Annotated in this window: 19 protein-coding genes and 2 tRNA genes; 13 read left to right on the top strand and 8 right to left on the bottom strand. The window is 63.2% G+C overall.

Translation table 11 applies throughout. The features are described from left to right. Together BPHYT_RS09410 and BPHYT_RS09415 are read left to right on the top strand one after the other, a co-directional pair. Window positions 1-969, top strand: coding sequence for a LysR substrate-binding domain-containing protein (locus BPHYT_RS09410; RefSeq protein ID WP_012432908.1), 969 nt, complete (start codon window positions 1-3; stop codon window positions 967-969). A gap of 93 nt (window positions 970-1,062) precedes the next feature. Further along, window positions 1,063-1,743 carry an alpha/beta hydrolase gene (locus BPHYT_RS09415; protein WP_012432909.1) on the top strand — a complete coding sequence of 227 codons (681 nt, stop codon included), beginning with the start codon at window positions 1,063-1,065 and terminating at the stop codon, window positions 1,741-1,743. Between the two features lie 28 nt (window positions 1,744-1,771). Here the strand turns inward: BPHYT_RS09415 and BPHYT_RS09420 are convergent, their stop codons facing one another. Further along, window positions 1,772-2,059, bottom strand: a complete 288-nt coding sequence (locus tag BPHYT_RS09420) for a hypothetical protein (protein ID WP_012432910.1) — start codon at window positions 2,057-2,059, stop codon at window positions 1,772-1,774. 307 nt (window positions 2,060-2,366) lie between these two features. On the opposite strand from BPHYT_RS09420, the gene BPHYT_RS09425 reads away from it, so the two are divergent. Then, window positions 2,367-5,807, top strand: a complete 3,441-nt coding sequence (locus BPHYT_RS09425) for a DUF2339 domain-containing protein (protein ID WP_012432911.1) — start codon at window positions 2,367-2,369, stop codon at window positions 5,805-5,807. After that, window positions 5,804-7,384 (top strand): DUF3999 domain-containing protein, encoded by a 1,581-nt coding sequence (locus BPHYT_RS09430; RefSeq protein WP_012432912.1) that lies wholly within the window; start codon window positions 5,804-5,806, stop codon window positions 7,382-7,384. The genes BPHYT_RS09425 and BPHYT_RS09430 overlap by 4 nt, the downstream gene beginning before the upstream one ends. A gap of 26 nt (window positions 7,385-7,410) precedes the next feature. Here BPHYT_RS09430 and BPHYT_RS09435 read toward each other — a convergent pair whose 3' ends face one another. Both BPHYT_RS09435 and BPHYT_RS09440 read right to left on the bottom strand, forming a co-directional pair. After that, window positions 7,411-7,860, bottom strand: a complete 450-nt coding sequence (locus BPHYT_RS09435) for a MarR family winged helix-turn-helix transcriptional regulator (protein ID WP_012432913.1) — start codon at window positions 7,858-7,860, stop codon at window positions 7,411-7,413. A gap of 62 nt (window positions 7,861-7,922) precedes the next feature. Beyond that, window positions 7,923-9,068 carry a glycerate kinase gene (locus BPHYT_RS09440; RefSeq protein ID WP_012432914.1) on the bottom strand — a complete coding sequence of 382 codons (1,146 nt, stop codon included), beginning with the start codon at window positions 9,066-9,068 and terminating at the stop codon, window positions 7,923-7,925. A 583-nt stretch (window positions 9,069-9,651) separates the two neighbouring features. Here BPHYT_RS09440 and tig point away from each other — a divergent pair. The 8 genes from tig to BPHYT_RS09480 all read left to right on the top strand — a co-directional run bounded on the left by tig (window position 9,652) and on the right by BPHYT_RS09480 (window position 18,841). Then, entirely contained in the window at window positions 9,652-10,998 is a 1,347-nt protein-coding gene (tig, locus tag BPHYT_RS09445; RefSeq protein ID WP_012432915.1) for a trigger factor, read from the top strand. Window positions 10,999-11,189: 191 nt separating this feature from the next. Next, entirely contained in the window at window positions 11,190-11,843 is a 654-nt protein-coding gene (gene clpP, locus BPHYT_RS09450; RefSeq protein WP_007182010.1) for an ATP-dependent Clp endopeptidase proteolytic subunit ClpP, read from the top strand. Between the two features lie 183 nt (window positions 11,844-12,026). Further along, entirely contained in the window at window positions 12,027-13,298 is a 1,272-nt protein-coding gene (clpX, locus tag BPHYT_RS09455; protein ID WP_007182009.1) for an ATP-dependent Clp protease ATP-binding subunit ClpX, read from the top strand. A 202-nt stretch (window positions 13,299-13,500) separates the two neighbouring features. Next, window positions 13,501-15,924 (top strand): endopeptidase La, encoded by a 2,424-nt coding sequence (gene lon, locus BPHYT_RS09460; RefSeq protein ID WP_012432916.1) that lies wholly within the window; start codon window positions 13,501-13,503, stop codon window positions 15,922-15,924. Window positions 15,925-16,265: 341 nt separating this feature from the next. Next, window positions 16,266-16,538 carry an HU family DNA-binding protein gene (locus BPHYT_RS09465; protein WP_012432917.1) on the top strand — a complete coding sequence of 91 codons (273 nt, stop codon included), beginning with the start codon at window positions 16,266-16,268 and terminating at the stop codon, window positions 16,536-16,538. Between the two features lie 83 nt (window positions 16,539-16,621). Beyond that, a tRNA-Val gene (locus BPHYT_RS09470) sits at window positions 16,622-16,697 on the top strand. A gap of 43 nt (window positions 16,698-16,740) precedes the next feature. Beyond that, window positions 16,741-16,817 (top strand) — tRNA-Asp (locus BPHYT_RS09475). 86 nt (window positions 16,818-16,903) lie between these two features. Then, window positions 16,904-18,841 carry a SurA N-terminal domain-containing protein gene (locus BPHYT_RS09480; RefSeq protein WP_012432918.1) on the top strand — a complete coding sequence of 646 codons (1,938 nt, stop codon included), beginning with the start codon at window positions 16,904-16,906 and terminating at the stop codon, window positions 18,839-18,841. A 104-nt stretch (window positions 18,842-18,945) separates the two neighbouring features. Here the strand turns inward: BPHYT_RS09480 and BPHYT_RS09485 are convergent, their stop codons facing one another. After that, on the bottom strand, window positions 18,946-19,287 hold the full coding sequence (locus BPHYT_RS09485) for a hypothetical protein (RefSeq protein WP_012432919.1): 342 nt from the start codon (window positions 19,285-19,287) through the stop codon (window positions 18,946-18,948). A 117-nt stretch (window positions 19,288-19,404) separates the two neighbouring features. Next, window positions 19,405-20,079 carry an arylesterase gene (locus BPHYT_RS09490; RefSeq protein ID WP_012432920.1) on the bottom strand — a complete coding sequence of 225 codons (675 nt, stop codon included), beginning with the start codon at window positions 20,077-20,079 and terminating at the stop codon, window positions 19,405-19,407. Between the two features lie 28 nt (window positions 20,080-20,107). On the opposite strand from BPHYT_RS09490, the gene BPHYT_RS09495 reads away from it, so the two are divergent. Then, window positions 20,108-20,794, top strand: a complete 687-nt coding sequence (locus BPHYT_RS09495) for an ABC transporter ATP-binding protein (protein ID WP_012432921.1) — start codon at window positions 20,108-20,110, stop codon at window positions 20,792-20,794. A 129-nt stretch (window positions 20,795-20,923) separates the two neighbouring features. On the opposite strand, the gene pgi is transcribed toward BPHYT_RS09495, so the two are convergent. The 3 genes from pgi to BPHYT_RS09510 form a co-directional block, all read right to left on the bottom strand. Then, on the bottom strand, window positions 20,924-22,546 hold the full coding sequence (gene pgi, locus BPHYT_RS09500; protein WP_012432922.1) for a glucose-6-phosphate isomerase: 1,623 nt from the start codon (window positions 22,544-22,546) through the stop codon (window positions 20,924-20,926). 234 nt (window positions 22,547-22,780) lie between these two features. Beyond that, window positions 22,781-24,370, bottom strand: coding sequence for a bifunctional ADP-dependent NAD(P)H-hydrate dehydratase/NAD(P)H-hydrate epimerase (locus tag BPHYT_RS09505; protein ID WP_012432923.1), 1,590 nt, complete (start codon window positions 24,368-24,370; stop codon window positions 22,781-22,783). Window positions 24,371-24,489: 119 nt separating this feature from the next. Beyond that, on the bottom strand, window positions 24,490-25,788 hold the full coding sequence (locus BPHYT_RS09510) for an FAD-dependent oxidoreductase (RefSeq protein ID WP_012432924.1): 1,299 nt from the start codon (window positions 25,786-25,788) through the stop codon (window positions 24,490-24,492). Between the last annotated feature and the right edge of the window lie 103 nt (window positions 25,789-25,891).

Raw genomic sequence — 25,891 nt, forward strand, 5'->3', positions numbered from 1 at the left:
ATGAATCTCAAGCACATCGAGGCGTTCCGCGCGGTCATGGTGTCGGGGTCTATGACCGCCGCGGCCAAGGCCCTTTTCACGTCGCAGCCGAACGTGAGCCGTCTGATCGCGCAACTCGAGCGCGATACGGGGCTGCAGCTCTTCCAGCGCAGCGGCGTGCGGCTGATTCCCACGAGCGAGGGCGAGGCGTTCTTTCGCGAAGTCGAGCGCGCGTTTGTCGGCTTGCAGGGTTTGGCGAATGCCGCGGCGCAGATTCGCAATCTCGGCAGCGGCCGTCTGCGCATCGCGGCGATGCCGTCGGCGGGCATGACGCTGGTGCCGCACGCCATCAAGCGGTTTGTCGAGCTGTTTCCGGATGTCACCGTGTCGCTGCACGTGAATACGTCGGGCACGGTCAATCATTGGACGGCCTCGCAGTTCTGCGATCTCGGCGTGGCGGTGTATGTCAGCGAGGCATCCGATTGCGAAGTCGAACAGCTGGCGGATGTGGCCGCCGTGTGTGTGATGCCGGCGGCGCATCGGCTGGCGAAGAAGCGCAGCATCAAGCCGGAAGATCTGGAAGGCGAGCCGTTCATTTCGCTATGCCACGGCGACGGCACGCGCGCCTTGATGGACGAAGTGTTCCTGCGCGCGGGCGTGCAGCGCGTCATGTCGATCGAGGCGCAATACGCCGCGATGTGCTGCGAGATGGTTCGCCACGGCATGGGCGTGACGCTCGCGCATCCCATCGTCGCGCGCGACTTCGCCGGGCCGGAAATCGCGATTCGCCCGTTCCTGCCGGCTACGCGTTTTCAGACCTATCTGCTATTTCCGCCGCATAGGCCGCGAGAGCGGCTGGCGTCGGCGTTCGTCGAGGTCTTGCGGGCGCTGCACGAGGAACTGCTCGCCGAGGTCGTGGCGCCGGCGCGAAGCGCGGCAGGACGCGGGCGGGCGCGGTCGCGAGCTGAGGCGGCAGGGGACAGGCTTTGAATATGCCAGGTGTCGCGTCTTGCCTCCCGGTATATCCTCCTCGTACTCATTCCGATCCTCTGAACGTTTTTTGCAACCGGGTAATCGCGACACATGACCGAGCAACCGCCCACCATTGAAATTGAAAGCGCGCCGAATCCAAGCTTCGCCGTGATCCTGATGCACGGTCTCGGCGCCGACGCCAACGACTTCGTGCCGCTCGTGCCCGAACTGCGTCTCGGCAATGCGCCTGGCGTGCGCTTCGTGTTTCCCAATGCGCCGGAGATTGCCGTTACGGCGAACAACGGCTACGTGATGCGCGCGTGGTACGACATCCGCTCGTTTCAGAACATCAATGAGCAGATCGACGAAGCGGGTATCGAAGCGTCTTGCGCAACCGTGCGGCAATTGATCGAGGCGCAGAACCGGCGCGGCATTCCGACTTCGAACATCTTTCTCGCGGGGTTTTCGCAAGGCGGGGCGATGACCTATTCGGCAGGGCTGACGCACCCCGAGACACTGGCCGGCTTGATCGTGATGTCGGGGTATGTGCCGTCGCCGGGCTTTATCGACAGCCGTTTGAGCGCCGCGAACCGTGGCACGCCTATCTTCGCCGCGCATGGCATGTACGACGACGTGTTGCCGATCCAGCTAGGAGAGGCCGCGCGCGACTTTGCGATCGCGCGCGGTTGCAAGGTGGACTGGAGTGCGTATCCGATGCCGCATTCGGTGTGCGCGGAGGAGATATCGGCGCTGCGCGCCTGGCTCGGCGCGCTGCTCGCGGCGTCTTCCTGAATGTCTTTCTGAAAGGTGCCGGCCGCGCTCAGGCGTCCGGCGTTTGCGCGGGCGCTTGCGTGCCCGGCAGGTCCGCTTGCGTGGCGCCTTCGAGAAAGCGGCGGGTCGATTCGAACGCCTGCAGCATTGGCTCGGGCCACGGCGTTTGCAGCATTACCGCCTGATGGTTTTCGAACGCCGACGACAGCAGCTTCGCCAGCTCAGGCGAGCGCAGATGACGCAGCAGCACGCTAACGGCAATCGCCGTGGCCTGGCTCGCGCCGGCCGTCTGGAGTTCCGAAGCGGTGAGGGCCGCGACCTGTTTGTTGATGTCCACTGCTACTTCCTTAAATAAAATATGGGAGAGGGATGGCCCAATGGCCGGTGACGAATTTTGACATGATTGGCGGCTTGCGCGGCTGCTGATATCGATGCGGTTGGGACTAGTGACGCAATGCCGGCGGGGAATTGTTAAGCAGCGTGACGCACGCGTCATTGACTCGCTTGATAGTTGGCTCTGAAGCGCGGATTACATGGTATTCTCCGCGCCGATTTTCGCCGTATCGTTGATGTAATACTCGCGGATTAATCCGAGCGTAATTAAGCGAATCTCGCAATAGAACACAATAAAAAAGAGGGATGCGATGAGCGTGATATTGACCGTCCTCGGCGCGGTGGTCGGCATGCTGACTGCCTTGTCGAACGATTTCTCGATCGGCCTCGGCGCATTGCTGGGTGCCGTGGCTGGTTTTGCGTTTTCGCGTCTTCTGCGAAAGAAGTCTGCGGATACTGCGGCGGGATCCGCGGCCACAGCGGCCACCACGGCCACCACGGCCACCACTTCTGGCTCGAATCCTCAGGGCGAACTGGCGGCGCGCGTCGAGCGGCTCGAGCGGGAAGTCGTCGCATTGCGCGGCGAGATTCGTCAGTTGCGAGCGGGAGCCGGCGAGGGCGCTCCTGATGCTAATGCGCAGACTGCTGACACTGCGGCGTTCAGGCGGTCGCCGTCGGATGCAGCGTCGAGTCCTTACGCGATCCCGCCTGGCAATGAGCGGACAGTACGTCCGCAGCCTGAGGTGCCGGCGATGCCACTCGCTGCCGCGCGCTCATCGGCAAGCGCCGAAGCGATGGTGCCGGCTGCTGCGAGCGCGGAAGGCGCAACGGGCGCTCGTGGTGCAACAGGCGTGTCGAGCGTACCCGTCCCGCCCGGCATGTCTGGCGCCACTCAAGTCGCTCCGACCGCACAGTCTCTTTCCACGTCAGCGTCGGCGCCGCAGCCTCCCGCTCCACCTTCACCACCCGCACCTCCACGCGGCCCTGGTCTCGCCGAGCGCCTCTTCAAAGCTGGCCGCGACTGGCTTTTGGGCGGCAACACGGTCGTGCGGGTCGGCATCATCGTGCTGTTTTTCGGCATCGCCTTCCTGCTCAAATACGCTGCGGACAACAGTCTGCTGCCGATCGAATTCCGCCTCGCCGGCGTGGCGCTCGCCGCGACCGCCCTGATCGTGCTCGGCTGGCGCATCGGCGAGCGACGCGGCGCCTATGGGCTGGTGCTGCAAGGCGGCGGCGTCGGCGCGCTGTATCTGACCGTCTTCGCGGCCACGCGGCTCTACCACCTGCTACCCGCGGGCGCAGCCTTGCCGCTGATGGTCGCGATCTGCGCGCTCAGTGCATTTCTTGCGGTCCGGCAGAACGCTTCGTCGCTGGCCTTCATAGGCAGCGCGGGCGGTTTTCTCGCGCCCATTTTGCTGTCGACGGGCGGCGGCAGTCACGTCGTGCTGTTCAGCTACTACGCGCTGCTCAACGCCGGCATCTTCGCGATCGCGTGGTTCAAGGCGTGGCGCCCGCTGAATCTGCTCGGCTTCGTATTCACGTTTTCGATCGACGCCGCGTGGGGCGCGACGGCCTACCGCCCCGAGTTGCTCGCCAGCACGGAGCCGTTCCTGATTCTGTTTTTCCTGATGTACGTCGGCATCGCGCTGCTCTACGCGGTGCGGCGCGAAATCGCCCTCAAGCATTACGTCGACGGCACGCTGGTGTTCGGCACGCCGCTGGTGGCGATCGGCCTGCAAGCCGCGTTGATGAAGAACACCGAGTTCGGCCTGGCGTGGAGCGCGGTGGCGCTCGCCGCGTTCTATCTGGCGATCGCGGGCTGGCTCGCGCGACGCCGCGAGCGCCTCGGCATGATGTTCGAGGCCATGCTCGCGCTGGCGGTGATCTTTGCCACGCTCGCCGTGCCGCTCGCGTTCACCGGGCCGACCACCAGCGCGACCTGGGCCATCGAAGGCGCAGCGATCAGCTGGCTCGCGGTGCGTCAGCGGCGCCTGAGCGCGTTCGGTTTCGGCCTGCTGCTGCAACTGGCCGCGGCGGGCGCCTACGCGGTCGGCACGATCGCGCAGACTCACGACGCGAACGTCTGGCCGGTCCTGAACGGCGCTTACATCGCGTCGGTGTTGATCGCGCTCGCGGGTGTCTTCACGGGGTGGCGTTTGCACGGCCGCAGCGAAGCAGGCGAATGGCATCTGTGGATGCCGCAGATCGGCCTCGTTGCCAGCGTGTGGGGTTTGTTGTGGTGGACATTGGGCGGCCTGTACGAAATCCATGCGTACACGAGCGCTCATCCTGGCGTGGAACACGCCCGTTTCGATACGGCTGCCGTCGCGCTCTTCGCGGTGCTGACAGCGTGGCTCGCGCACGGCGCGCGCCGCACGCTGCGCTGGCCGCTTGCCGAATGGCCGGCGCTGGCGCTCGTGCCGGTTCTCGCGTTGCTTACCGCGCAGCTCTTCACGTTGGGCATGGCGCCGGTGAGCGGCTACGGCTGGCTGGTTGGCGCACTCGCTGCCTTCTCGGCGTATGGATTGTTGTGGCGCCAGCAGCGTGACGTCAGCGATATCGTGCTCGCGCCGCTGCATACGCTGATGTTCTGGACGGCCGGCGCGCTTGCCGCGCTCGAGGGCTACTGGGGTTTGCGGGCTTACGTGCCCGAAGGCGCATGGAGTTGGAGCGCGTGGGCGTATGGCTTCGGTGTGCTGCTGCTGTTGCTGGCGGGCGCCGGGCATCGTCTGCGCTGGCCGGTCGCGCGCTTCATGCGGGCGTATCAGGTGTGGGCCGCCGCGCCGCTCGCTGTGCTGCTGTGGGCGTGGAGTATCGCGAGCGTGACGAGCGACGGCAGCGCCGCGCCGCTCATGTGGCTGCCGATCCTCAATCCGCTCGACGTCGCGCAGATTCTCGCGGTCGTCGCTTGTGCGGTATGGCTGCACAGACTGCGCGCGTTGGGCGTGCAATGGCATCCGCGCGCCTTCGATTATCTGGTGCTCGCCACGCTGTTTCTCTGGTTCAACGCGCTGCTGTTGCGCACGCTGCATCATCATTTTCACGCGGCGTACGATGTCGGTGCGGTGCTCGCCTCGTTCGGCCTGCAGCAGGTGTTTCTGGTCGGCTGGAGCGCGTTTGCTTTTGCCGGGTTGTGGCTCGCGCGCCGCGACAGTATCGTGCGGCTGTGCGCGATCGCGTCGACGCCGCTCGTGCTGGTGATGTGGATATGGACGTTCTTCGCGAACCTGACGCAGGACGGCGGCGCATGGGCGCGTCTGCCGTTGCTCAATCCGCTCGACCTGGTGCAGGCAGTGGTGTTCGCGCTGGCGGCGTTCTGGCTCGTGCGGATTCACTGGCTCGGCGTGCCGATCGGCGAATATCGCATGCCTTTGCAGGTGGCGGCCGGCGCGACCGGATTCGTCTGGCTGAACGCGATGCTGCTGCGTACGCTGCATCATTGGACCGGCGTGCCATATGCGTTCGAGACCATGTCACACTCGATGCTCGTACAGGCGTCAATATCGGTATTCTGGACGGTGTGTGCGCTGGCCATGATGATCTGGGCGACGCGCCGGGCGAGCCGGATGGTCTGGTTCATCGGCGGCGCGCTGCTGGCGGCGACCGTAGTCAAGCTGTTCCTGTTCGACCTGTCTCACATGACGGGAATCGAGCGGATCGTTTCGTTTATCGGCATCGGTTTGATGTTGTTGCTGATCGGCTACTTCTCACCGTTACCGCCTAAGTCTCTGGTCGTGGAATCCAAGCAATGAAGCATGTCTTTATATTGACCGGCTGGTGTTTCGCGATCACGGCGATGTGGGCGTCCGCGCCCGCCACCGCGGCCGACGATTTCGCTCAGCATTTCGCGCTGCAACTCGAAGAAGGCGCCGCGTACTACAGCGTGACGCTGCCGGCCGCCGTCTACGCGGCGAGCCAGCGTCACGATCTCGGCGACGTGCGGATCTTCAACGGCACGGGCGAACCCGTTCCGTATTCGCTCGATGCGCCGCGCGAGCCGCCGCGCACGCCGCCCACGCTGCGTCCGGTGCGCTGGTTTCCGTTGCCGCCCACGGCCGCCAGCAGTACCTCCGCACCGCTGGGCGTGACAATCGCCAGCGATGGTTCGCTGCGCGCGACCTCTGCGCCGCCGGCCCGCGCGCAACACGATACGGACCTGATCGACCTCGGGCGCGCGTCGCGTGCAAGCCGCGTGACCGCCTTGCTCGTGCACCTGCGCGACGACAATTACCAGGGGCGCGTGACGGTCGAATCGAGCGACGATTTGCGTCACTGGCAACCCGCCGGCGATGCGCAACTGCTCAAGGTCAGCTACAACGGCAGCACGCTGAGTCAGGACCGGATCGAACTGGACGGCAATCGCGCGCGTTACCTGCGCTTGCGCTGGCTCGACGGCGCGCCGTATGTCGAGTCGCTGGACATGGAGATCCAGGCGCTTGCCGCCGACGCGGCGCAGCGCGCGGAGCGGGCATGGCGCGAAGGCATCGTCGCGCACGCGGGACCGAAACCCGGCGAGTATTTTTTTAGCACCAGCGGCCCGTATCCCGTCGACCGGTTGCGCCTGAACCTGCCTCAACCGAACACCGTCGCGCCTGCGGTCGTCTATTCGCGCACGGGGCTCGATACGCCATGGCGCGAAGTGGCGGGCGCGACATTATTCCGTTTGCATAACGGCGAGGTGGAGCAAAGCAACCCTTCGCTCGAATTGACGCCCGACACGGATCGTCAGTGGCGTGTGGTGGTCGACACGCGAAACGGCGGACTCGGCAGCGGGACGCTGACCGTCGCCGCGGGCTGGCGTCCGGCGATTCTGACGTTCGTCGCGCGTGGCACGGCGCCGTTCACGCTGGCGGTGGGTAGCGCGACGACGGTGTCGTCGGCGGTGAGCCGCGACGATCTGTTGATGGGCGCCTCGGCGGTCCCCGCGACGGCGCGCCTGGGTGATGCGCTGTCAGCCGAGCAGGCCGCGAGGGCGCAGTCCGCGAGGGATCCGGACGCGATGCGCCGCTATTTGCTATGGGCGGCGTTGCTGCTGGCCGTGGGCTCGCTTGCAGCGATTGCGTGGCGGCTTGCGCGCGGTGCGCGAGTGCCGGCGGGCGGTGGGCCGGCGGGTATGTCGGGAGCGTCGTCGGGATCTGGCGCAGGGGGAGCGTCGGCGGAGAGTAGCGCAGCAGACGCGTCGGGGGTATCCGGCGTGGCGGGTAGTTCGGAGGGAACTGGCGTAACCGGTACGTCGGCGGAATCCGACCGAACGGGCCCGGCAGCTAATGTTTCTACGGCCGCTCCCGCCACCGGCGACACCAACGGACAGGGCGAAGGCAAGCGCTGAATTCAGCGCCGCCTACGGCGCGCAGGTCATTCCTCGGGCGCCGTCATTGTGCCGATGATCTTGTCGAGCGCCTGACCGAATGCAAGCTTTTCCTGCTCGTCCAGACAGTCGAACATGTCGCCGTTCCATTTGCGCGCGATCGGCATGACTTTCCGATACAGCGCGCGGCCTTCGGGCGTTAGCGACACCAGCACGACGCGGCCGTCTTCGGCGCTCGCCTCGCGTTTCACGAGTCCTTGCTTGATCAACGCTTCGGCGGCGCGGCTTGCCTGGCTTTTGTCGAGATTGGCATGTCTTGCCAGTTCCATGATCGAGAACGGTCCGAACGATCCCACCGACGCAATCACGCGCGCTTCAGGCAAGGTCACGCCGAGCTTGCTCTGATAGCGTTCGCTGATGCCGCGTTCGGCGAGTTTGTTGAGGACATGCAGACGGTACGTGAGGAATTGTTCGAGCCCGGCTTTGGCGTCCTTCATGGTCTTCCCGTAGTGTGAGAGCGGTCGCGGCGCTGTGATTGTTGCCGTAACCGCCCTGCCGGTCAACGCGTGCCGTATTTCAGGCGCGTCAACTGTTCGGCTTCGTCCGCCAACAGACGCGCCGCGTCGCGAATCGCGACTTCGAGCGTGATCGGGCCGGGCGCCGGCGAGAAACAACCGCTGAAATATTCGGCAAGGCGCGGCAAGGCGGCTGAGTCGACTCCGCCGGAGAGAAGCGTGGCCGGCACGCCCGCTGCCTGTGCATGACGGCAGGCGATGAAGGGCGCCTTGCCATGCAGCGTTTGCACATCCGAACGGCCTTCGCCGGTGATCAGCCAATCGGCGCCTTCGAGCGCGGCGTCCAGACCGATTTGCCGCGCGACGGTTTCCGCGCCGGGTTCGAACTGCGCGCCGAGCATATGCAACGCGAAGCCGAGGCCGCCCGCGGCGCCCGCGCCGGGCAGCTGGCGCGCCGTGCGGCCGAGCGCTGGTTCGAGCAGATCGGCGAAGCGGGCGAGCGCTGCGTCGAGCGTGGCAACCTGTTCCGGTTTCACACCCTTTTGCGGACCGAATACCGCGGTTGCGCCGTGTTCGCCGGTAAGCGGATTGTCCACGTCCGACATGCCGACGAACTGCGTGCTCGATAAACGCGCGTCGAGCTGCGACACGTCGACTCGTGCGAGACGCGCGAGTTGTTCCGGCGTGGCGTCGAGTTCATTGTCTTGTGCGTCGAACAGCTTGAGACCGAGGCCGGCCAACAGGCCCGCGCCGCCGTCGTTGGTGCTGCTGCCGCCGAGCGCGACGAAAAAGCGCCGCACGCCGGCGTCCATCAGCGCGCGAATCGCCTCGCCCATGCCGCGTGTGCTGCGCGCCTCGACGGGCACGCCCATGCCCACCGGATCCGTGATGCCGACGACCTCCGCCGTTTCGATGATCGCGCTGCCGTCGGCGAGCAGGCCCGTGAGCGCCTCGCGCACCGGACCAGCCGCGCCGCGCACGCTCAGCGTGCGGCGTTCGCCGCCGCGCGTGAGCATGGCGTCGAGTGTGCCTTCGCCGCCGTCGGCCATCGGGCAGATGCGCACCTCCGCGGCGGGACGGGCGCGCTTGATGCCCGCTGCGATCGCTTGCGCGACCTGTTCCGCGCTAAGCGAGCCTTTGAAGGAGTCGGGAGCAATGACGACGACGGGCGAGGACGGCGAATTCGGCATGGTGTCTCTGAGTGGTTGGAATCGTTGCGAGGGCGGTGAAACGGCGAGATGCGGGCGCAGCCCCAAGCGCGTCCATTAGCTTATCAGCATGGGCGCGCCGACTGAATATGTCGAATGGCATAGCCGGCATGGATGGCGGCTGGGCGCGTATGCGCGGTGGGCGCGGCTGCTTCTGTAGACCTGTGTTGATCCAAGCGAATTCGCCGGGGAAAATTCGTGCAGACAGGTTGAAGCGAAGTCGCCGGAGAAAATTCGTGTACTGGTTCGGCGAAGCACCCCGGCCGCACTGGAACAGTGCGCAAACGGGCATGAAACAGCGCGGAAAGCGGCCGGAATCCGACCAAAACCTCGACAAAAACGCGCGCATTCATCGAATCCCGGCTAGGCGCGCAAATAGTTTGCTAAAATATTCGGCTCTTTGGACTCAACCGTGCTGCCGGCGGCCTGCAAGCCCGCGGCGCAGGCGCGCAATCGATGCGAAGCGACCCAAACGCGACCAAAAAAACGCGACATCGCATGACATCGACAAGCGGCACGGAGAAGATAACTGATTCGCTCGAATAATTTTAGGACGATTGAAGCCATGGCTAACGTTGTTGAAAACCTCGGCAAGCTCGAACGCCGCGTCACGATTTCCCTGCCGAAGGACGCCGTGCAGAAGGAAGTGGACTCGCGTATCCGTCAACTCGCGAAGAACGTGCGCATGCCGGGTTTCCGCCCGGGCAAGGTGCCGCTCAAGATGGTGACGCAACAGTATTCGGGCCAGGTGGAAGCCGAAGTGCTGAGCGACAAGGTCGGCAAGGAATTCTTCGACATCAGCCGCAGCGAAAACCTGCGCGTCGCCGGTCAGCCGAGCTTCGCGCCGAAGAGCGACGCGACTGAAGGCGACTACGCGTTCGACGCGACGTTCGAGGTGTATCCGGAAGTGAAGCTGGGCGACGTCGCCACGGCTGAAATCGAGCGCACCACGACCACCATCAGCGAAGCGGAAATCGACCGCACGCTGGACATCCTGCGCAAGCAGCGCGTGCACTTCCACGCTCGCGGCGAAGCCGGCGAGCACGGTGACGGCGGCGGCGACACGGCAGCGAAAGAAGGCGATCGCGTGACGGTCGACTTCGTCGGCAAGATCGAGGGTGAAGTGTTCCAGGGCGGCAGCGCTGACGACTTCGCGTTCGTGCTGGGCGAAGGCCGCATGCTGCCGGAATTCGAAAAGGCGGCAACGGGCCTGAAGGTTGGCGAGTCGAAGGAATTCGATCTGGCTTTCCCCGAGGACTATCATGGCAAAGATGTCGCCGGCAAGACCGCGCAATTCACGATCACGATGAAGAAGATCGAGTGGCCGCATCTGCCGGAAATCGACGCCGAATTCGCCAAGTCGCTCGGCATCGAAGACGGCGACCTGACTAAGATGCGCGCTGAGATCAAAGACAATCTCGAACGCGAAGCAAAGCGCCGCACGCAAGCCATCGTCAAGAACCAGGTGATGGACGCGTTGCTGAAGATTTCCGAACTGGACGTGCCGAACGCGCTGATCGAACAGGATCAGGAGCGCCTCGTCGCGATGGCGCGTCAGGATCTGGAGCAACGCGGCGTGCCGAACGCCAAAGATGCGCCGATCCCGGCTGCGATGTTCAAGGAACAGGCTGAGCGCCGCGTGAAGCTGGGCCTCGTGCTGGCCGAACTGGTCAAGGCCAACGAACTGCAAGCCAAGCCGGAGCAGATTCGTGCCGAAGTCGACGAATTCGCGAAAAGCTACGAAGACCCGAAGGAAGTCGTCCGCTGGTATTATTCCAACCAGCAACGTCTTGCCGAAATGGAAGCGTACGTCGTTGAAGCCAACGTCGTCGATTTCGTGCTCAGCAAGGCCAAGGTGACGGACAAGGAAGTGAGCTTCGAAGAACTGGCAAGCGCAACGGCGCAAGCGTAAGCGTCGCTGCAACGGCGTGCCGGCTGTCGGAGCGACGGCCCGCACGCCGTTTTTTTGTGCTGTGAATATGCGGTGCGTTTTGCACGGGTGTCACGCATTGCGCCGCACCGAACGCGCACTTGAATACGGGGTTGTCGGCCACACCTGTCCAGCATCTAATATTTAGAATATTTCAGACAAGGATCCACTGCATGACCTTTCGCGCTCAAATGCTGGACACGTTGACCTCCCAGTCGTCACGGGATCTCGAAGCGCAGGCGCTCGGACTGGTGCCGATCGTCGTGGAAACGAGCGGCCGGGGCGAGCGTTCGTACGACATCTATTCGCGTCTGCTGAAGGAACGGATCGTATTCCTGGTCGGTGAAGTGAACGACCAGACGGCCAATCTCGTCGTCGCCCAGATGCTGTTCCTCGAAAGCGAGAATCCCGACAAGGACATCAGCTTCTACATCAACAGCCCGGGCGGTTCGGTTTCGGCCGGCATGGCGATTTATGACACGATGCAGTTTATCAAGCCGGATGTCTCCACGCTGTGCATGGGTCTTGCGGCCAGCATGGGCGCATTTCTGCTTGCGGCCGGGGCGAAGGGCAAGCGTTTTGCCTTGCCGAATTCGCGCGTCATGATTCACCAGCCGCTGGGCGGCGCGCGTGGCCAGGCGTCGGACATCGAAATTCAGGCGCGTGAAATCCTGTATTTGAAGGAACGCCTGAATCATCTGCTCGCGCATCACACCGGCCAGCCGGTCGAGCGTATCGCACGCGACACCGACCGCGACAATTTCATGTCAGGCGACGACGCGCAAGCTTACGGTCTCGTCGACCAGGTGGCGCACAAGCGTCCTTGAGATGGTGCGTTTTTGCCCTGAAATGGGGCGAAAACGTGGCCGGATCGGTTGTGAAATAATCAAACTTCGTCCGAGTGCCTGCGGCAAACGCCGTCACCTTGGCTCAAGCCCGGCCCCGCCCAAACTGCGAGGCCAGGGCAAACGGCGTATCATGTAATCGAGTGTCCGGAGGCTCAAACATCTATGGCGGACAAGAAAGGTTCTAACAGCGAAAAGCTGTTGTATTGCTCGTTTTGCGGTAAGAGCCAGCATGAAGTCAAAAAACTGATTGCCGGCCCGTCGGTGTTCATCTGTGATGAATGTATCGACCTGTGCAACGAAATCATCCGTGATGAGGCTGCAGGTGCGGGCATCGAGGCGGGCTTGTCGAAGTCCGATCTGCCGAGTCCGCAGGAAATCCGTGAAATCCTCGACCAGTATGTGATCGGTCAGGAACGCGCGAAGAAAATTCTCGCGGTCGCGGTGTACAACCACTACAAGCGCCTCAAGCATCTCGACAAGAAGGACGAGATCGAGCTGTCCAAGAGCAACATCCTGCTGATCGGCCCGACCGGTTCCGGCAAGACGCTGCTCGCGCAAACGCTCGCGCGCCTTCTGAACGTCCCGTTCGTGATTGCCGATGCAACCACGCTGACGGAAGCCGGCTATGTCGGTGAAGACGTCGAGAACATCATTCAGAAGCTGCTGCAAAACTGCAATTACGAAGTCGACAAGGCCCAGCGCGGCATTGTCTACATCGACGAAATCGACAAGATCAGCCGCAAGTCCGACAACCCGTCGATCACCCGCGATGTCTCGGGTGAAGGCGTGCAACAGGCTTTGCTGAAGCTGGTGGAGGGTACGATGGCGTCGGTGCCGCCGCAGGGCGGCCGTAAGCACCCGAATCAGGACTTCATCCAGGTCGACACCACCAACATTCTGTTCATCTGCGGTGGCGCGTTCGACGGCCTCGAAAAGGTCATCGTCGATCGTACCGAGAAAACCGGCATCGGCTTTGGCGCGAGCGTGAAGAGCAAGCAGGACCGCGACGCCGGCGAAGTGCTGCGCGAAGTGGAACCGGAAGATCTGATCAAGTTCGGTCTCATTCCCGAGCTGATCGGCCGTCTGCCGGTGGTAGCCACGCTCGGCAAGCTCGACGAAGTCGCGTTGATGAAAATTCTCGTCGAACCGAAGAATGCCCTGGTTAAGCAGTACCACAAGCTGTTCAACATGGAGCGCGTCGAGCTCGAAATTCGCCCGGCCGCGTTGCAAGCTGTCGCGCGTAAGGCAATTCGTCGCAAGACGGGCGCGCGTGGTTTGCGTTCTATCCTGGAACAGGCGTTGCTTGATGTGATGTACGACCTGCCGCAAATGAAAGGCGTTAGCAAGGTCATCATCGACGACAACGTGATTGACGGCGACGGCAAACCGCTACTGATCTACGAAGACGCGCCCAAAGTGGCGGGTTCGAACTGATCGGCTTTCGGGTTCTGCAAAAAAAGCCGTTCATGGCAACGTGAACGGCTTTTTTCGTTTATCGTGTGGTCAGGCTGGTTGTTTTCACTATGGAGTCACTGAACCTTCGGAGTCACTGAACTTTTCCCACACGCGGAGGCTTGCAATCTTTTCTGCTGGCCTCACCTATCGAACGAACTGATTCCACTCATGGGGAAATGAAATGTCAGGAACCCAACTCCTTCCGCCGGAACGCATTACGCTCCCGCTGCTGCCGCTGCGTGACGTAGTCGTCTTCCCGCACATGGTGATTCCGCTCTTCGTAGGCCGCCCGAAGTCGATCAAGGCTCTCGAAGCAGCGATGGAAGGCGGCAAGCACATCATGCTCGTCGCCCAGAAAACGGCTGCGAAAGATGAGCCGACCGAAAAGGACATGTACGAAGTAGGGTGCGTCGCCAACATCCTGCAAATGCTCAAGCTGCCCGATGGCACCGTGAAGGTGCTCGTCGAAGGCTTGCAGCGCGCGAAAACGCTTTCCATCGAAGAACAGGAAACGCAGTTCTCGTGCGAAGTCATGCCGCTCGAACCCGACCACGCCGACAGCGCTGAAACTGAAGCGCTGCGCCGCGCGATCGTGTCGCAGTTCGACCAGTATGTGAAGCTGAACAAGAAGATTCCGCCGGAGATCCTGACGTCGCTGTCAGGCATCGACGAAGCGGGTCGTCTGGCCGATACGATCGCAGCGCATCTGCCGCTCAAGCTCGACCAGAAGCAGCACATTCTCGAGATGTTCCCGGTCATCGAGCGACTCGAGCATCTGCTCGCGCAACTCGAAGCCGAGATCGACATCCTGCAGGTGGAAAAGCGCATCCGTGGGCGTGTGAAGCGCCAGATGGAAAAGAGCCAGCGCGAGTACTACCTGAACGAACAGGTCAAGGCGATCCAGAAGGAACTCGGCGAAGGCGAAGAAGGTGCGGATCTCGAAGAACTCGAGAAGCGCATTACCGCTGCCCGCATGCCGAAGGAAGCCAAGAAGAAGGCAGACGCCGAGCTGAAAAAGCTCAAGCTGATGTCGCCCATGTCGGCGGAAGCGACGGTCGTGCGCAACTACATCGACACGCTGATCGGCTTGCCGTGGCGCAAGAAGAGCAAGGTCAACAACGACCTCTCGAATGCGGAACGCGTGCTCGACGAAGACCACTTCGGTCTCGAGAAAGTGAAGGAACGCATTCTCGAGTATCTCGCGGTCCAGCAACGTGTCGACAAGGTCAAAGCGCCGATCCTGTGCCTCGTTGGGCCTCCGGGTGTCGGTAAGACGTCGCTGGGTCAGTCGATCGCTCGCGCCACGAACCGCAAGTTCGTGCGTATGGCGCTCGGCGGCGTGCGCGACGAAGCCGAGATTCGCGGTCACCGTCGTACGTACATTGGTTCGATGCCCGGCAAGATTCTGCAAAGCCTGACCAAGGTCGGCGTGCGCAATCCGCTCTTCCTGCTCGACGAAGTCGACAAGATGGGTCAGGATTTCCGCGGCGATCCGTCGTCGGCTCTGCTCGAAGTGCTCGATCCGGAACAGAACCACACGTTCGCCGATCACTACGTCGAAGTCGACTTCGATCTGTCGGACGTGATGTTCGTGGCAACGTCGAACTCGCTGAACATTCCGCCGCCGCTGCTTGACCGGATGGAAGTGATCCGTCTGTCGGGTTACACGGAAGACGAGAAGGTCAGCATCGCGCAACGTTATCTTTTGCCCAAGCAAAAGAAGAACAACGGCCTCAAGGATGGCGAGGTCGATGTGACGGAAACCGCGATCCGCGACATCATTCGTTACTACACGCGTGAAGCGGGCGTGCGTTCGCTCGAGCGTGAAATTTCGAAGATCTGCCGCAAGGTCGTGAAGATGCTTCTGCTGAAGAAGGCGGAAGGCGCGGTGAAGGTCGACGGCAGCAATCTCGATACGTTCCTCGGCGTGCGCAAGTACGACTTCGGTCTGGCCGCGAAGGAAAATCAGGTTGGCCAGGTCACGGGTCTCGCGTGGACGGAAGTGGGCGGCGATCTGCTGACCATCGAAGCCGCGGTGATGCCGGGCAAGGGCAACGTGATCCGTACGGGTTCGCTGGGCGACGTGATGAAGGAGTCGGTCGAGGCAGCACGCTCGGTGGTTCGTTCGCGCTCGCGCCGTCTCGGTGTCAAGGACGAAGCGTTCGAGAAGCAGGACATTCACATCCACGTGCCGGAAGGCGCGACGCCGAAAGACGGTCCGTCTGCCGGTATTGCGATGACGACCGCGCTGGTGTCGGTGTTGACCGGAATTCCGGTGCGCGCCGATGTCGCGATGACGGGCGAAATCACGTTGCGTGGCGAAGTTCTGCCGATCGGTGGCCTGAAGGAAAAACTGCTGGCGGCGCATCGCGGCGGTATCAAGCTGGTGCTGATCCCGGAAGAAAACGTCAAAGATTTGACGGAGATTCCGGACAACGTGAAGAACGCAATCGAAATCGTGCCGGTCCGCTGGATCGACAAGGTGCTCGAACTGGCGCTCGAACGCGTGCCGACGGCGTTGCCGGAAGAAGAGCCGAAGCCTGCTGCGCCTGTCGCGGCAGAGCCGGGCAAAGACGCCGCAGCAACGGAAGTCGTGAAGCACTAAGACAGTCAGTAACGAAGCTGTTTGCTTGAAGAAAACCCGCGGTCACGGCCGCGGGTTTTTTATTGGCCGCGCGACTTTCGTCAAGCATCAGTGCAACGCGTTTTCCCACCTATTGAGCAAAGCCGCAGTGCGGCTGCCGACTGGTTGTATGTGCATCGATTCGAGGCAACATTTTGTTATAGGAAGCCCCCTCGAAAACCTCGCAAATCAGGCTCAACCCCGCTTGACACAAGGGTTTCGGCCAATTCTAATGATTGCGCCCGGCGTTGGCCGCCGGCCGCGTGATGCCAGGCGCTAACAAAGCGCCGTCACGATTGCCATAAACATTCTCGGGGGTTGGGATGAACAAGACGGAATTGATCGATCACGTTGCGCAGCAAGCCGACATTTCGAAGGCAGCGGCAGGCCGTGCACTCGACGCTGTGATCGATGGTGTCAAAGGTACGTTGAAGAAGGGCGGTTCGGTGACGTTGGTCGGTTTCGGCACGTTCGCGGTCGGCAAGCGCACCGCGCGCACCGGGCGCAATCCGCGCACCGGCGCTGCCATCAAAATCAAGGCGGCCAAGGTCCCCAAATTTAGGCCTGGCAAAGCTCTGAAGGATGCGCTAAACTAATGGGCTTGCTGCTTGAGGGGCGTTGAAATACTTCAAGCGACGAAGCTCAGGCAGAAGCAAGAAGAAGCACTGAATCGTGAAACGGGTGCTTAGCTCAGTTGGTAGAGCGGCGCCCTTACAAGGCGTAGGTCGGGAGTTCGAGCCTCTCAGCACCCACCAGTTTCAGATTCGTCCAAGTGTTTCAGCGCAGTTGATGTATTAAGGAGTGGTAGTTCAGTCGGTTAGAATACCGGCCTGTCACGCCGGGGGTCGCGGGTTCGAGTCCCGTCCACTCCGCCAGTATCCTCGAAAGGCGAACTCCGGTTCGCCTTTTTTGTTGCCCGCTGTTGTAAGATCGGGCGTTCTGTTTTTGGCACTCCTCACGCATGCTCGATTTTTTCCGCAATCACAAACGCCTGATGATGTTCATGCTCATCCTCGTCATTGTGCCGGGGTTGGGTTTTGTGGGTATTCAGGGCTTTCGCGGCTTCTTTGACGAAAGCGCAAACGTCGCGAGCGTCAACGGTCACAAGATCACGCGCGCTGAATACGACGACGCGATGCGTCAGCAACTCGACCGCGCCCGTCAGATGCTCGGCGCGCAGTTCGACATGAAGTCGTTCGACACGCCGGAACGCCGTGCGCAGATGCTCGACGGTCTGATCGAGCAACGCGTGCTGGCCGATGAAACACAGCGCCTGCATCTCACCGCATCCGACGACGCCGTGCGCCGCGTGCTGATGAGCGATCCGGTGATCTCGTCGCTGAAGAATCCTGACGGCACGATCGACGTCGACCGCTACAAGCAGTTGCTCGCCATGCAGGGCATGACGCCCGACCAGTACGACGAACGTGTGCGCTACAGCATCGCCACGCAGCAGTTGCCGGCCAGCATTCAAGGCAGCGCCTTCACGTCGAAAACGCTCGCGCAGCATCTGACCGAACTCGCGGAACAGCAGCGCGAAGTGCAAGGCATCGCGTTCCATCCGCGCGACTATGCCGCGAAGGTGCAGCCTACCGACGCGCAACTGCAAGCGTATTACGACGCGCATCGCAACGAATTCGCCACGCCGGCTACGGCCACGATCCAGTACGTCGTCATGTCGCCGGCAACGCTCGCCGCTTCCGCGCAGCCGAGCGACGCCGATCTGAAGAAGTACTACGACGACAACATCGCGCACTACCGTACCGACGGTCAGGTGCGTGCGAGCCACATCCTGATCGCGGCGCCGAAAGACGCGAGCGCGGCCGATAAGGCCAAGGCGAAACAGAAGGCCGAAGAGTTGCTCGCACAGATCAAGGCGCATCCGGATCAGTTCGCGCAGATCGCGCAGCAGAACTCACAGGACCCGGGTTCGGCGTCGAAGGGTGGCGATCTGGGTTACTTCGGCCGCGGCATGATCGCGGGCGGCAAGGCGTTCGACGACGCTGTGTTCGCGCTGAAGAAAGACGAAGTCAGCGGCATCGTGCAGACCGATTTCGGTTATCACATCGTCAAGGTGACGGACGTGAAGCCGGCGGTCACGAAGCCGTTCGACGAAGTGAAAGATCAGATCTCGAAAGACCTCAAGGCGCAGTTGGCCAGCAAGGCATTCACCGACGACTCGGAAGGCTTCACGTCGATCGTCTATGAAAAAGCCAAGAGCCTGCAGCCTGCCGCCGACAAGTACAAGCTGCAAGTGCAGACCGCCACGGTCACGCCGCAGCCGGATCCGAAGCTCGCGCCGGACAGCCCGCTAAACAATGCGAAGTTCCTCGCCGCAGTGTTCGCGAGCGACGCCACGACAGCACGCAACAACACGCAAGCCATCGACGTCGGCGGCAACACGCTGATCGCGGCGCGGGTGACCGACTACAAGGCCGCGGCAGTGCCGGCGCTCGACGCCGTCAAGGACGCGGTGCGTCAGAAGCTGATCGCGGTCCAGTCGAATGAAGCGGCTCACAAGGATGGCGTGGCCAAACTGGCCGAGTTCGAAAAATCGAAGTCGACCGCCGGCTTCTCGTCGCCGCTGAAGGTGTCGCGTAACGACGCGCAAGGCGTGCCGCCCGCTGCATTGAGTGCAATCTACAAGGCGGACGCGCAAAAATTGCCGGCTTACGTTGGTGTGGACCTCGGCGACGACGGCTATGCGATCTATCGCGTGAACTCGGTGGTGGCGGGTACGACAGTCGATCCGCAACGTCTGGCTGCAGCGCAGCAACAGATCGCGCAGGTCGATGCGCAGTCCGAAGCAGAGGCCTATGTCGAAGCTGTGCGCGCGCGTTCGAAGGTGAAGCTCTACGGTTCCCTCGACAGCAGCAATGCCCAGGCGAGCGGCGAGTAAAGCCACCCGAACGCAAAAAAGCCCCGCAATTGCGGGGCTTTTTCATTTGACGAGTGCAAGCTCGTCAAACGGTTGCTGCGGCACGCTGCGTGTCTTACAGGCAGTTACAGGCAGCCGCTGATTGCACTCGTGGCGTCGCTGCCGCCAGCGCCACCGGCGCGGAAGCCGACCCACGTGCCCTTGCCGGTGTACGACGGTCGTACGACAGCGGCGGCGCCATTGGGCGGCTGCTGACCCGGAACATACACATCCATGGCTTGATCGTTAGCCAATGTGTCTTGTGAGACCACTTGTTGCTGCGAGCTGTCGGCCCACTTCTGCGCGATGCAGGTAGCGACGGCCTTGGGCGGTTGCTGGCTTTGGCCAACGGATTGAACGCCAGCGGGCGGTTGAGCGGCGCAGGCGGAAATTGCCACGGTCAAAGCGATTAACGGTAAATATTTCACGTTATCTCCTCAAAAGTCGCTCAAAATCGAGCCGGTTACGCGGGATTACGAAAGTGTCAGAGAGAACTTTCCGATCCGCGTTCCCACAGTTCTGGAAACAAGTTGTTAGCAGGCTTTTCAGTGCGGCGAACTTGTGCGAAGGAGTGGCTTGACTGCGGGCCACACGTTGTTGAGTAGCACTGGCTGTGCCTGCTGGGTCGGATGAATCTGATCGGCCTGGAACATGTCCGGTTTATCGGCGATGCCGGCGAGCAGAAACGGCACGAGCGGCACGCGCAACTGTTTGGACAGTTCGCCGTACAAGCCGTGGAACTTTTGCGTGTAGTCCGGGCCGTAATTAGGCGGCACATACATGCCCACCAGCACGACCTTCGCGTGACCTTGCTGAGCCTGCTCGATGATCGTGCGCAAGTTGTCTTCGGTGGTGGAAAGCGGCACGCCGCGCAACGCGTCGTTGGCGCCGAGTTCGACGATCACGATGCTCGGCTTCAGGCGTTGCATGAGCGCCGGCATGCGGGCTCGTCCGCCGCTCGTGGTGTCGCCGCTGATGCTCGCATTGGCGACGCTATAATCGATTTGCTCGTCGGCGAGGCGCTGTCGCATCAAGGCAACCCAGCCCGTGTCGCGGGGCAGGCCGTATTCGGCGGAGATGCTGTCGCCGAGCACGACGATCACCGGCCGGGCCGGTTCAGGCGCGTTGGCGGCCCGCGCCGTGGAGCTCACCGAAAACAGGCTGGCGGCCACGACGGCGCAGCCGCATGCCGTTGTCAACGCCGTGGCGCGAGTCGTCATGGCACGCACTTTCAACCTACGCTTCACCATGCTAAACAAAACTGATCCAGTCATTGAAGTGCGGGGTTTGTGCAAGAAGGTTAAAGATGCAACAGGCGAACTGACGATTCTCGACGACATCGATCTTGCTATCGATGCCGGCAGCAGTGTAGCGATCGTCGGTGCATCCGGGTCGGGCAAGTCTACGCTGCTCGGCTTGCTCGCAGGATTGGACAGCGCGAGTTCGGGCTCGGTTCGGTTGCTCGGCCGCGAACTCGGTGAGTTGAACGAAGACGAGCGTGCTGCATTGCGCAGCGGTTCAGTTGGCTTCGTGTTCCAGTCGTTTCAACTGATGCCGCATTTGACTGCGCTCGAGAACGTCACTTTGCCGCTGGAGTTGCAAGGCGGCATCGGTACGCGCGAGGCCGCAACGCGTGCGCGAGGCTTGCTGGAGCAGGTGGGCCTGGGCAAGCGTATCAGTCACTATCCGAAGCTGCTGTCGGGCGGCGAGCAGCAGCGCGTGGCGCTTGCACGCGCGTTCGTCACGCATCCGGCAATCCTGTTCGCCGACGAACCGACCGGCAGTCTCGACGCCGCCACCGGCCACGCGGTAATCGATCTGATGTTCGAGATGAACCGCGCGAACGGCGCAACGTTGATTCTCGTCACGCATGACATCGAACTGGCGCGCCGTTGCGATACGACAGTGACGATCGAGGCAGGACGTCTCGCCTGAGTGAGCGTCGAACGCCGCTGCAAAAGCAAAAGCGGGCCGTAAGGGCCCGGTTTTTTCATGGTGGCTCATCCGGTATCGGGTGGCCATACCAAGCAATTCAAGCGGCGCGAACCGCCGCGCCGCACACCATCACTTCTTCAACGCCGCCCGCGCCCGCGCGATCAATGCCGACGTCGAAGAATCATGCTTCTTCACATCGGCACTCGGGGCCGTCAGATCGGCTTCGACCACCTTGCCGAGAATCTTGCCCAACTCCACGCCCCACTGATCGAAGGAGTTGATGTTCCACACCGTCCCTTGCACCAGCACCTTGTGCTCGTACAACGCGATCAATGCGCCGAGCGAACGCGCGGTGAGCGCGTCGACCAGCAGCGTGGTGGTCGGACGGTTGCCCGGAAACACGAGGTGCGGCGCCAGTTCCGGCTTGTCCGCGCCGGCCACTTTCTTCGCCTCTTCGAGCGTGCGGCCGACCATCAGCGCTTCGCTTTGCGCAAAGCAGTTGGCGAGCAGCTTCGGATGATGGCTGACGAGCGGATGCTCCGGCGTCAACACGGCGATGAAGTCGATCGGCACGATCGTCGGGCCTTGGTGCAGCATCTGGAAGAAAGCGTGCTGACCGTTCGTGCCGGGTTCGCCCCACGTCACTGCGGCGGTCGGGTAGTCGACCATCGCGCCGTCCAGGCGCGCCGACTTGCCGTTGCTCTCCATTTCCAGCTGTTGCAGATACGAAGGCAGGAAATGCAGCGCTTGCGAATACGGCGCGACCAGGTAGCTTTGCGAGCCGAAGAAGTTGCGATACCAGATGCCGATCATGCCGAGCAACACGGGCAGATTCTTTTCCAGCGGCGCGTCGCGGAAATGCTGGTCCATCTCGTTGGCGCCGGCGAGCAGTTCATCGAACTGCTTCGGTCCGATCGCGATCATGATGGATAGCCCAACCGCCGACCACAGCGAATAGCGCCCGCCGACCCAGTCCCACATCTCGAAGACATTCTCTTTCGCGATGCCGAATTTGACCACTTCCGCCGGATTCGCCGACACGCCGACGAAGTGCTTCGCCAGCGCGCTTTCCGGGCAGCCTTTCTCGATGAACCAGTCGCGCAGCGAGCGCGCGTTGGTCATGGTTTCGAGCGTGGTGAAAGTCTTGGAGACGATGATCGCGAGCGTCTCTTCGGGATCGATCTGCTGCATCACGTTGTACAGGTCGGCGCCGTCCACATTCGACACGAAGTGCGTGGTGATCTCTGGCGTGGCCAGATGATGCAGCGCATGCACGACCATCTTCGGCCCGAGATCCGAGCCGCCGATACCGATGTTCACGACATAGCGGATCCGCTTGCCGGTATAGCCTTTCCATTCGCCGCTGCGCACCTGGTCGGCGAACACCGCCATCTTCTTGCGCTCGGCCTGCACTTGCGCGTAGAACGGCGCTTTCGGATCGGTGGCGCGCAGTGCCGTGTGCAACACGGCGCGGCCTTCAGTCGGGTTGACGATGTCGCCCGCGAACATGGCGTCGCGGCGTTTCTCGACGCCGGCTTCGCGCGCGACTTGCACGAGCAGTTTCAGTGTTTCTTCGGTGATGCGGTTCTTCGAGAAATCGGCCGCGAGACCGCCGCCCGCGAACGCAAAGCGCTCGGCACGGGTAGGGGCGGGGTCGTTCTCGGGGGCGAACCAGTCGCGCATGTGCGCATCGCGAATCTTGTCGTAATGCGTTTGCAGCGAGGACCAGGAGGGGAGCGAGTTCTGGGTCATAGCGTCCGTCTAACCAAGTGGCACGAAGAAAGGCGCGCGCGTGAAGCGCTGCCGAGGATGATGCAACGATGCTGTTAGAGCGATGCCGCGCGGCCCGGTTCGCCATGGGTGGCGGTGAAAATTCGCCGTCACCGGTAGTGGCTCCGACGCGCGGCGCAGTCAGTCAGTATAACGGCGTTGCGTGACGGACGGCAGTGGTTTGGGCGGTCCATCCATAGGTTGGGACGGACAGCTTCAGCACTCCGCTGCCGGATAGAACAAGCGGTTCAGCAAGGTCCGCACCATCGGCGCCAGTTCGCCCGCCGTCAGGCCGGCGGGACCGTGGCCTTGCGCGCTCAGCGTGTCGGCGGCGAGGCCGTGCAGATAGACGCCCGCGAGCGCCGCTTCGTAGCGCGGCAAGTGTTGCGCGAGCAGGGCGCCGATGATGCCGCCGAGCACGTCGCCGGTGCCGCCCGTGGCGAGCGCGGCGTTGCCGGTCGGATTGATCGCGAGGCGCCCGTCCGGCGCCGCGATGACGGTGCCGGTGCCTTTGAGTACCACCACGGCCGCGTAGCGGGCGGCGAGCGAGCGCGCCGCGCTGAGGCGGTCGCGCTGCACGCCCGGCGCGTCGGTGCCGAGCAGGCGGGCGGCTTCGAGCGGATGCGGCGTGAGGACGCATGGATCGCCTTGTACGCCGCGCGCGGTCACTTCGGCGGCGAGCGCGGGGTCTTTCGAGATCAGGTTCAGCGCGTCCGCGTCGAGCAGCTTGGGCACGTCGAGTTGCAGCACGTCGTGCATCACGCGCGTGGCGCGTTCGCGATGCCCCATGCCGCAACCGATGGCGAGCGCGTCCATCTGGTCGAGCGGCAGATCGTCGATGGCATGCAGCATGAGTTCGGGATGCGGCGGATCGTAGGGCGGGGCGCCTTCGCCCAGCAACGCGACATGCACTTTGCCGGCGCCGGTGTACAGCGCCGCACGCGAGGCGAGGATCGGCGCGCCGCACATGCCGGTGTCGCCGCCGACCACGGCGAGGCTGCCGAAGCTGCCCTTGTTGGTTGCGAAATCGCGCGGCGGCAGAAAGGTGCCGAAAAGCTCGGACGCGTTCAGTTGCACGGCCGTGCGGCCGCTCGTGTCGACGCCGATCGGCGCGACCGTGACGGCGCCGGCGAGATCACGCCCTTGCGCGGTGAAGAGCCCGGGTTTGGCGCCGATGAAGGTGACCGTATGGGTGGCATGGACGGCGGCGCCATCGCCATTGCCCACGACTGTGCCGGTGTCGCTGTCGAGGCCGCTCGGCACGTCGAGCGCCAGCACGCCGCCTTTGCGCGGCCGCGCTTTGGCGCGTTGCGAAAGCTGCCGGGCGACGGCCGCGAACACGCCTTCGAGCGGACGCGTCAGGCCGATGCCGAACATGCCGTCCACCAGCCACCTGTAGCCGTCCAGCGACGCGGGCGGCGCACTGGCGATCGCGACGCCGGCCGCGCGGGCCGTCTCGAGCGCCCAGCGCGCGTCGTCCGGTTTCACCTCGACCGGCATGCACAGTTCGACGGCAATGCCGGCCTGGTGCAGCTCCATCGCCAGAATCAGCGCGTCGCCGCCGTTGTTGCCCGGCCCGGCGATCAGCCACACCTTCTGCCTCGATTTCTCGACCGAGGTATCGCGGGTAATCTGCTCGCGCAGGAAGCTCGCGGCGGATTTCCCGGCGCGCGACATCAGCGTGTGCTTCGGCAAGGCGGCCCCCGCCTGGGATTCGGCGATCCGCAGATCGGTGAGCGTCAGGAGCGGCAGCGCCCGGTTGTGCGGGCTGATGAGCGTCGGCGGCGTGTGGTCGGCTTCTGTCATGGCGAGGCTTGGCGGTTCGCCCGGCGGCAGGCGAAAAAGCTTGGGGAATCGCTATGGTAGTGCCGATGGGCGCCCGACGGGCGCCTCTCGCGGCCCGCTCGTGCGCGGGCCGGCGAGTTTTACTTGAACCGGTCCGGGCGCAGCGCGGCCAGTGTGTCTACAGGAACGTCCGGCGTGCCGCCCGAAATCAGGTCGGCCACCAGTTTGCCCGACCCGCAGGCGAGACCCCAGCCGGCCGGTCCGTGGCCCGCATTGACGAAAAGGCGCGGATGCAGTGCGTTGCCGATTACCGGCAAGCCGTCCGGCGACAGCAGTTTGACGCCTTCCCACGGCAATGCCACCGAGATTCGCGCGGCGCCCGGAATCCAGTCGTGCGTGGCCTGACCAAGCAGCGCGAGGGCTTCTTTCGTCACCGCTTCGCCCAACGGCTTGTCGATCTGGCCGGCGCTTTGCAGCACCGCGCCGCCCGCAATCCGCAAGCGATGGTTCATGCGGCTGATCGCGATCCGCTTCACCGCGTCCACGATGGCGACGTGCGGCGCGCATTCCTCATGCGCGATCGGCGCGACCAGTGTGTGCAGGCGCAGCGGATGCAGCGGCAAGCGCAGGCCGAGCCTCTCGAGCAGCGGCAGGCTGCCATGGCCGGCGGCCACGACCACCGCGTCGGCGTGGATCACGTCGACTTCGCGCGAACGGGAGCTCGCGCCCGGCTGCGGCGCCAGTTCCACCGAGGCGCGCTGGCCGTCCAGTCGGATCGACGAGACTTCGCAGCCCAGCATGAATTGCACGCCGCCCTGCGTATCCAGCGTCTGCTTGATCAGCTTGGTGAAGAGCGGCGCATTGGCCGTGCGCTCCTGGTCGAACAGCACGCCGCCCGCGAATTCCGGCTCGGTGCGCACGGAGTGCTCGAACGCGGCACATTGTTCGGGGGTCAGTTCGTGATGCGGCACTTCGAAAAGCTGCAGCAGGCCGCGCGCGGGCCGCAGCTGCTCCCATTCCTGTTCGGAGCGCACCAGATAGAGCAGGCCGCTGGTCTGTTCGAACTCGAGGCCGAAGCGCGCCTCCATGTCCGCCATGGTGTCGCGCGACAGCTCGATCAGCGGTCGCAGCAGGCCGTATTGATGACCGAACGCGTTGGGTTCCTGCAACTCGGCGAGCTGCTTGACGAACTGGCGCGCCGATCCGTTGAAGCCGGCCTTGTTGACGACGCCGTTTCTGGCGTTTTGACGGCTGGCCATGAAAGTCGGGCCGAACCAGACGTCGAGCGGGGTCGGCAGGACGGTGCCGCCGTGTCCATAGGTTGCGCCCTGCGCGACCGTGGCGTGGCGCTCGACGACGCATACCCGATGGCCGGCCGCGCGCAGTTGATAAGCGGTGGCGACGCCCGCGATCCCGCCGCCGATGACGATGACATCCATGTTCTGATTCGATTGGCCGACGGGACGCCGAAGCGGCGCTGGCCCGTTGAGCGTGACATGCGGCGCGCTGCCGGCCTCTCAGGCCACTCGCGCCGATCTGGTG

The sequence above is a fragment of the Paraburkholderia phytofirmans PsJN genome, assembly GCF_000020125.1.
Lineage (GTDB): Bacteria > Pseudomonadota > Gammaproteobacteria > Burkholderiales > Burkholderiaceae > Paraburkholderia > Paraburkholderia phytofirmans.

Coding starts and splice junctions, on each gene's coding strand:
- BPHYT_RS09430 (WP_012432912.1), top strand. CDS start 5,804: ATGAAGCATGTCTTTATATTGACCGGCTGGTGTTTCGCGATCACGGCG.
- tig (WP_012432915.1), top strand. CDS start 9,652: ATGGCTAACGTTGTTGAAAACCTCGGCAAGCTCGAACGCCGCGTCACG.
- BPHYT_RS09510 (WP_012432924.1), bottom strand. CDS start 25,788: ATGGATGTCATCGTCATCGGCGGCGGGATCGCGGGCGTCGCCACCGCT.
- BPHYT_RS09480 (WP_012432918.1), top strand. CDS start 16,904: ATGCTCGATTTTTTCCGCAATCACAAACGCCTGATGATGTTCATGCTC.
- BPHYT_RS09425 (WP_012432911.1), top strand. CDS start 2,367: ATGAGCGTGATATTGACCGTCCTCGGCGCGGTGGTCGGCATGCTGACT.
- BPHYT_RS09415 (WP_012432909.1), top strand. CDS start 1,063: ATGACCGAGCAACCGCCCACCATTGAAATTGAAAGCGCGCCGAATCCA.
- BPHYT_RS09440 (WP_012432914.1), bottom strand. CDS start 9,068: ATGCCGAATTCGCCGTCCTCGCCCGTCGTCGTCATTGCTCCCGACTCC.
- pgi (WP_012432922.1), bottom strand. CDS start 22,546: ATGACCCAGAACTCGCTCCCCTCCTGGTCCTCGCTGCAAACGCATTAC.
- BPHYT_RS09505 (WP_012432923.1), bottom strand. CDS start 24,370: ATGACAGAAGCCGACCACACGCCGCCGACGCTCATCAGCCCGCACAAC.
- lon (WP_012432916.1), top strand. CDS start 13,501: ATGTCAGGAACCCAACTCCTTCCGCCGGAACGCATTACGCTCCCGCTG.
- BPHYT_RS09490 (WP_012432920.1), bottom strand. CDS start 20,079: ATGACGACTCGCGCCACGGCGTTGACAACGGCATGCGGCTGCGCCGTC.
- BPHYT_RS09465 (WP_012432917.1), top strand. CDS start 16,266: ATGAACAAGACGGAATTGATCGATCACGTTGCGCAGCAAGCCGACATT.
- BPHYT_RS09410 (WP_012432908.1), top strand. CDS start 1: ATGAATCTCAAGCACATCGAGGCGTTCCGCGCGGTCATGGTGTCGGGG.
- BPHYT_RS09435 (WP_012432913.1), bottom strand. CDS start 7,860: ATGAAGGACGCCAAAGCCGGGCTCGAACAATTCCTCACGTACCGTCTG.
- BPHYT_RS09495 (WP_012432921.1), top strand. CDS start 20,108: ATGCTAAACAAAACTGATCCAGTCATTGAAGTGCGGGGTTTGTGCAAG.
- clpX (WP_007182009.1), top strand. CDS start 12,027: ATGGCGGACAAGAAAGGTTCTAACAGCGAAAAGCTGTTGTATTGCTCG.
- clpP (WP_007182010.1), top strand. CDS start 11,190: ATGACCTTTCGCGCTCAAATGCTGGACACGTTGACCTCCCAGTCGTCA.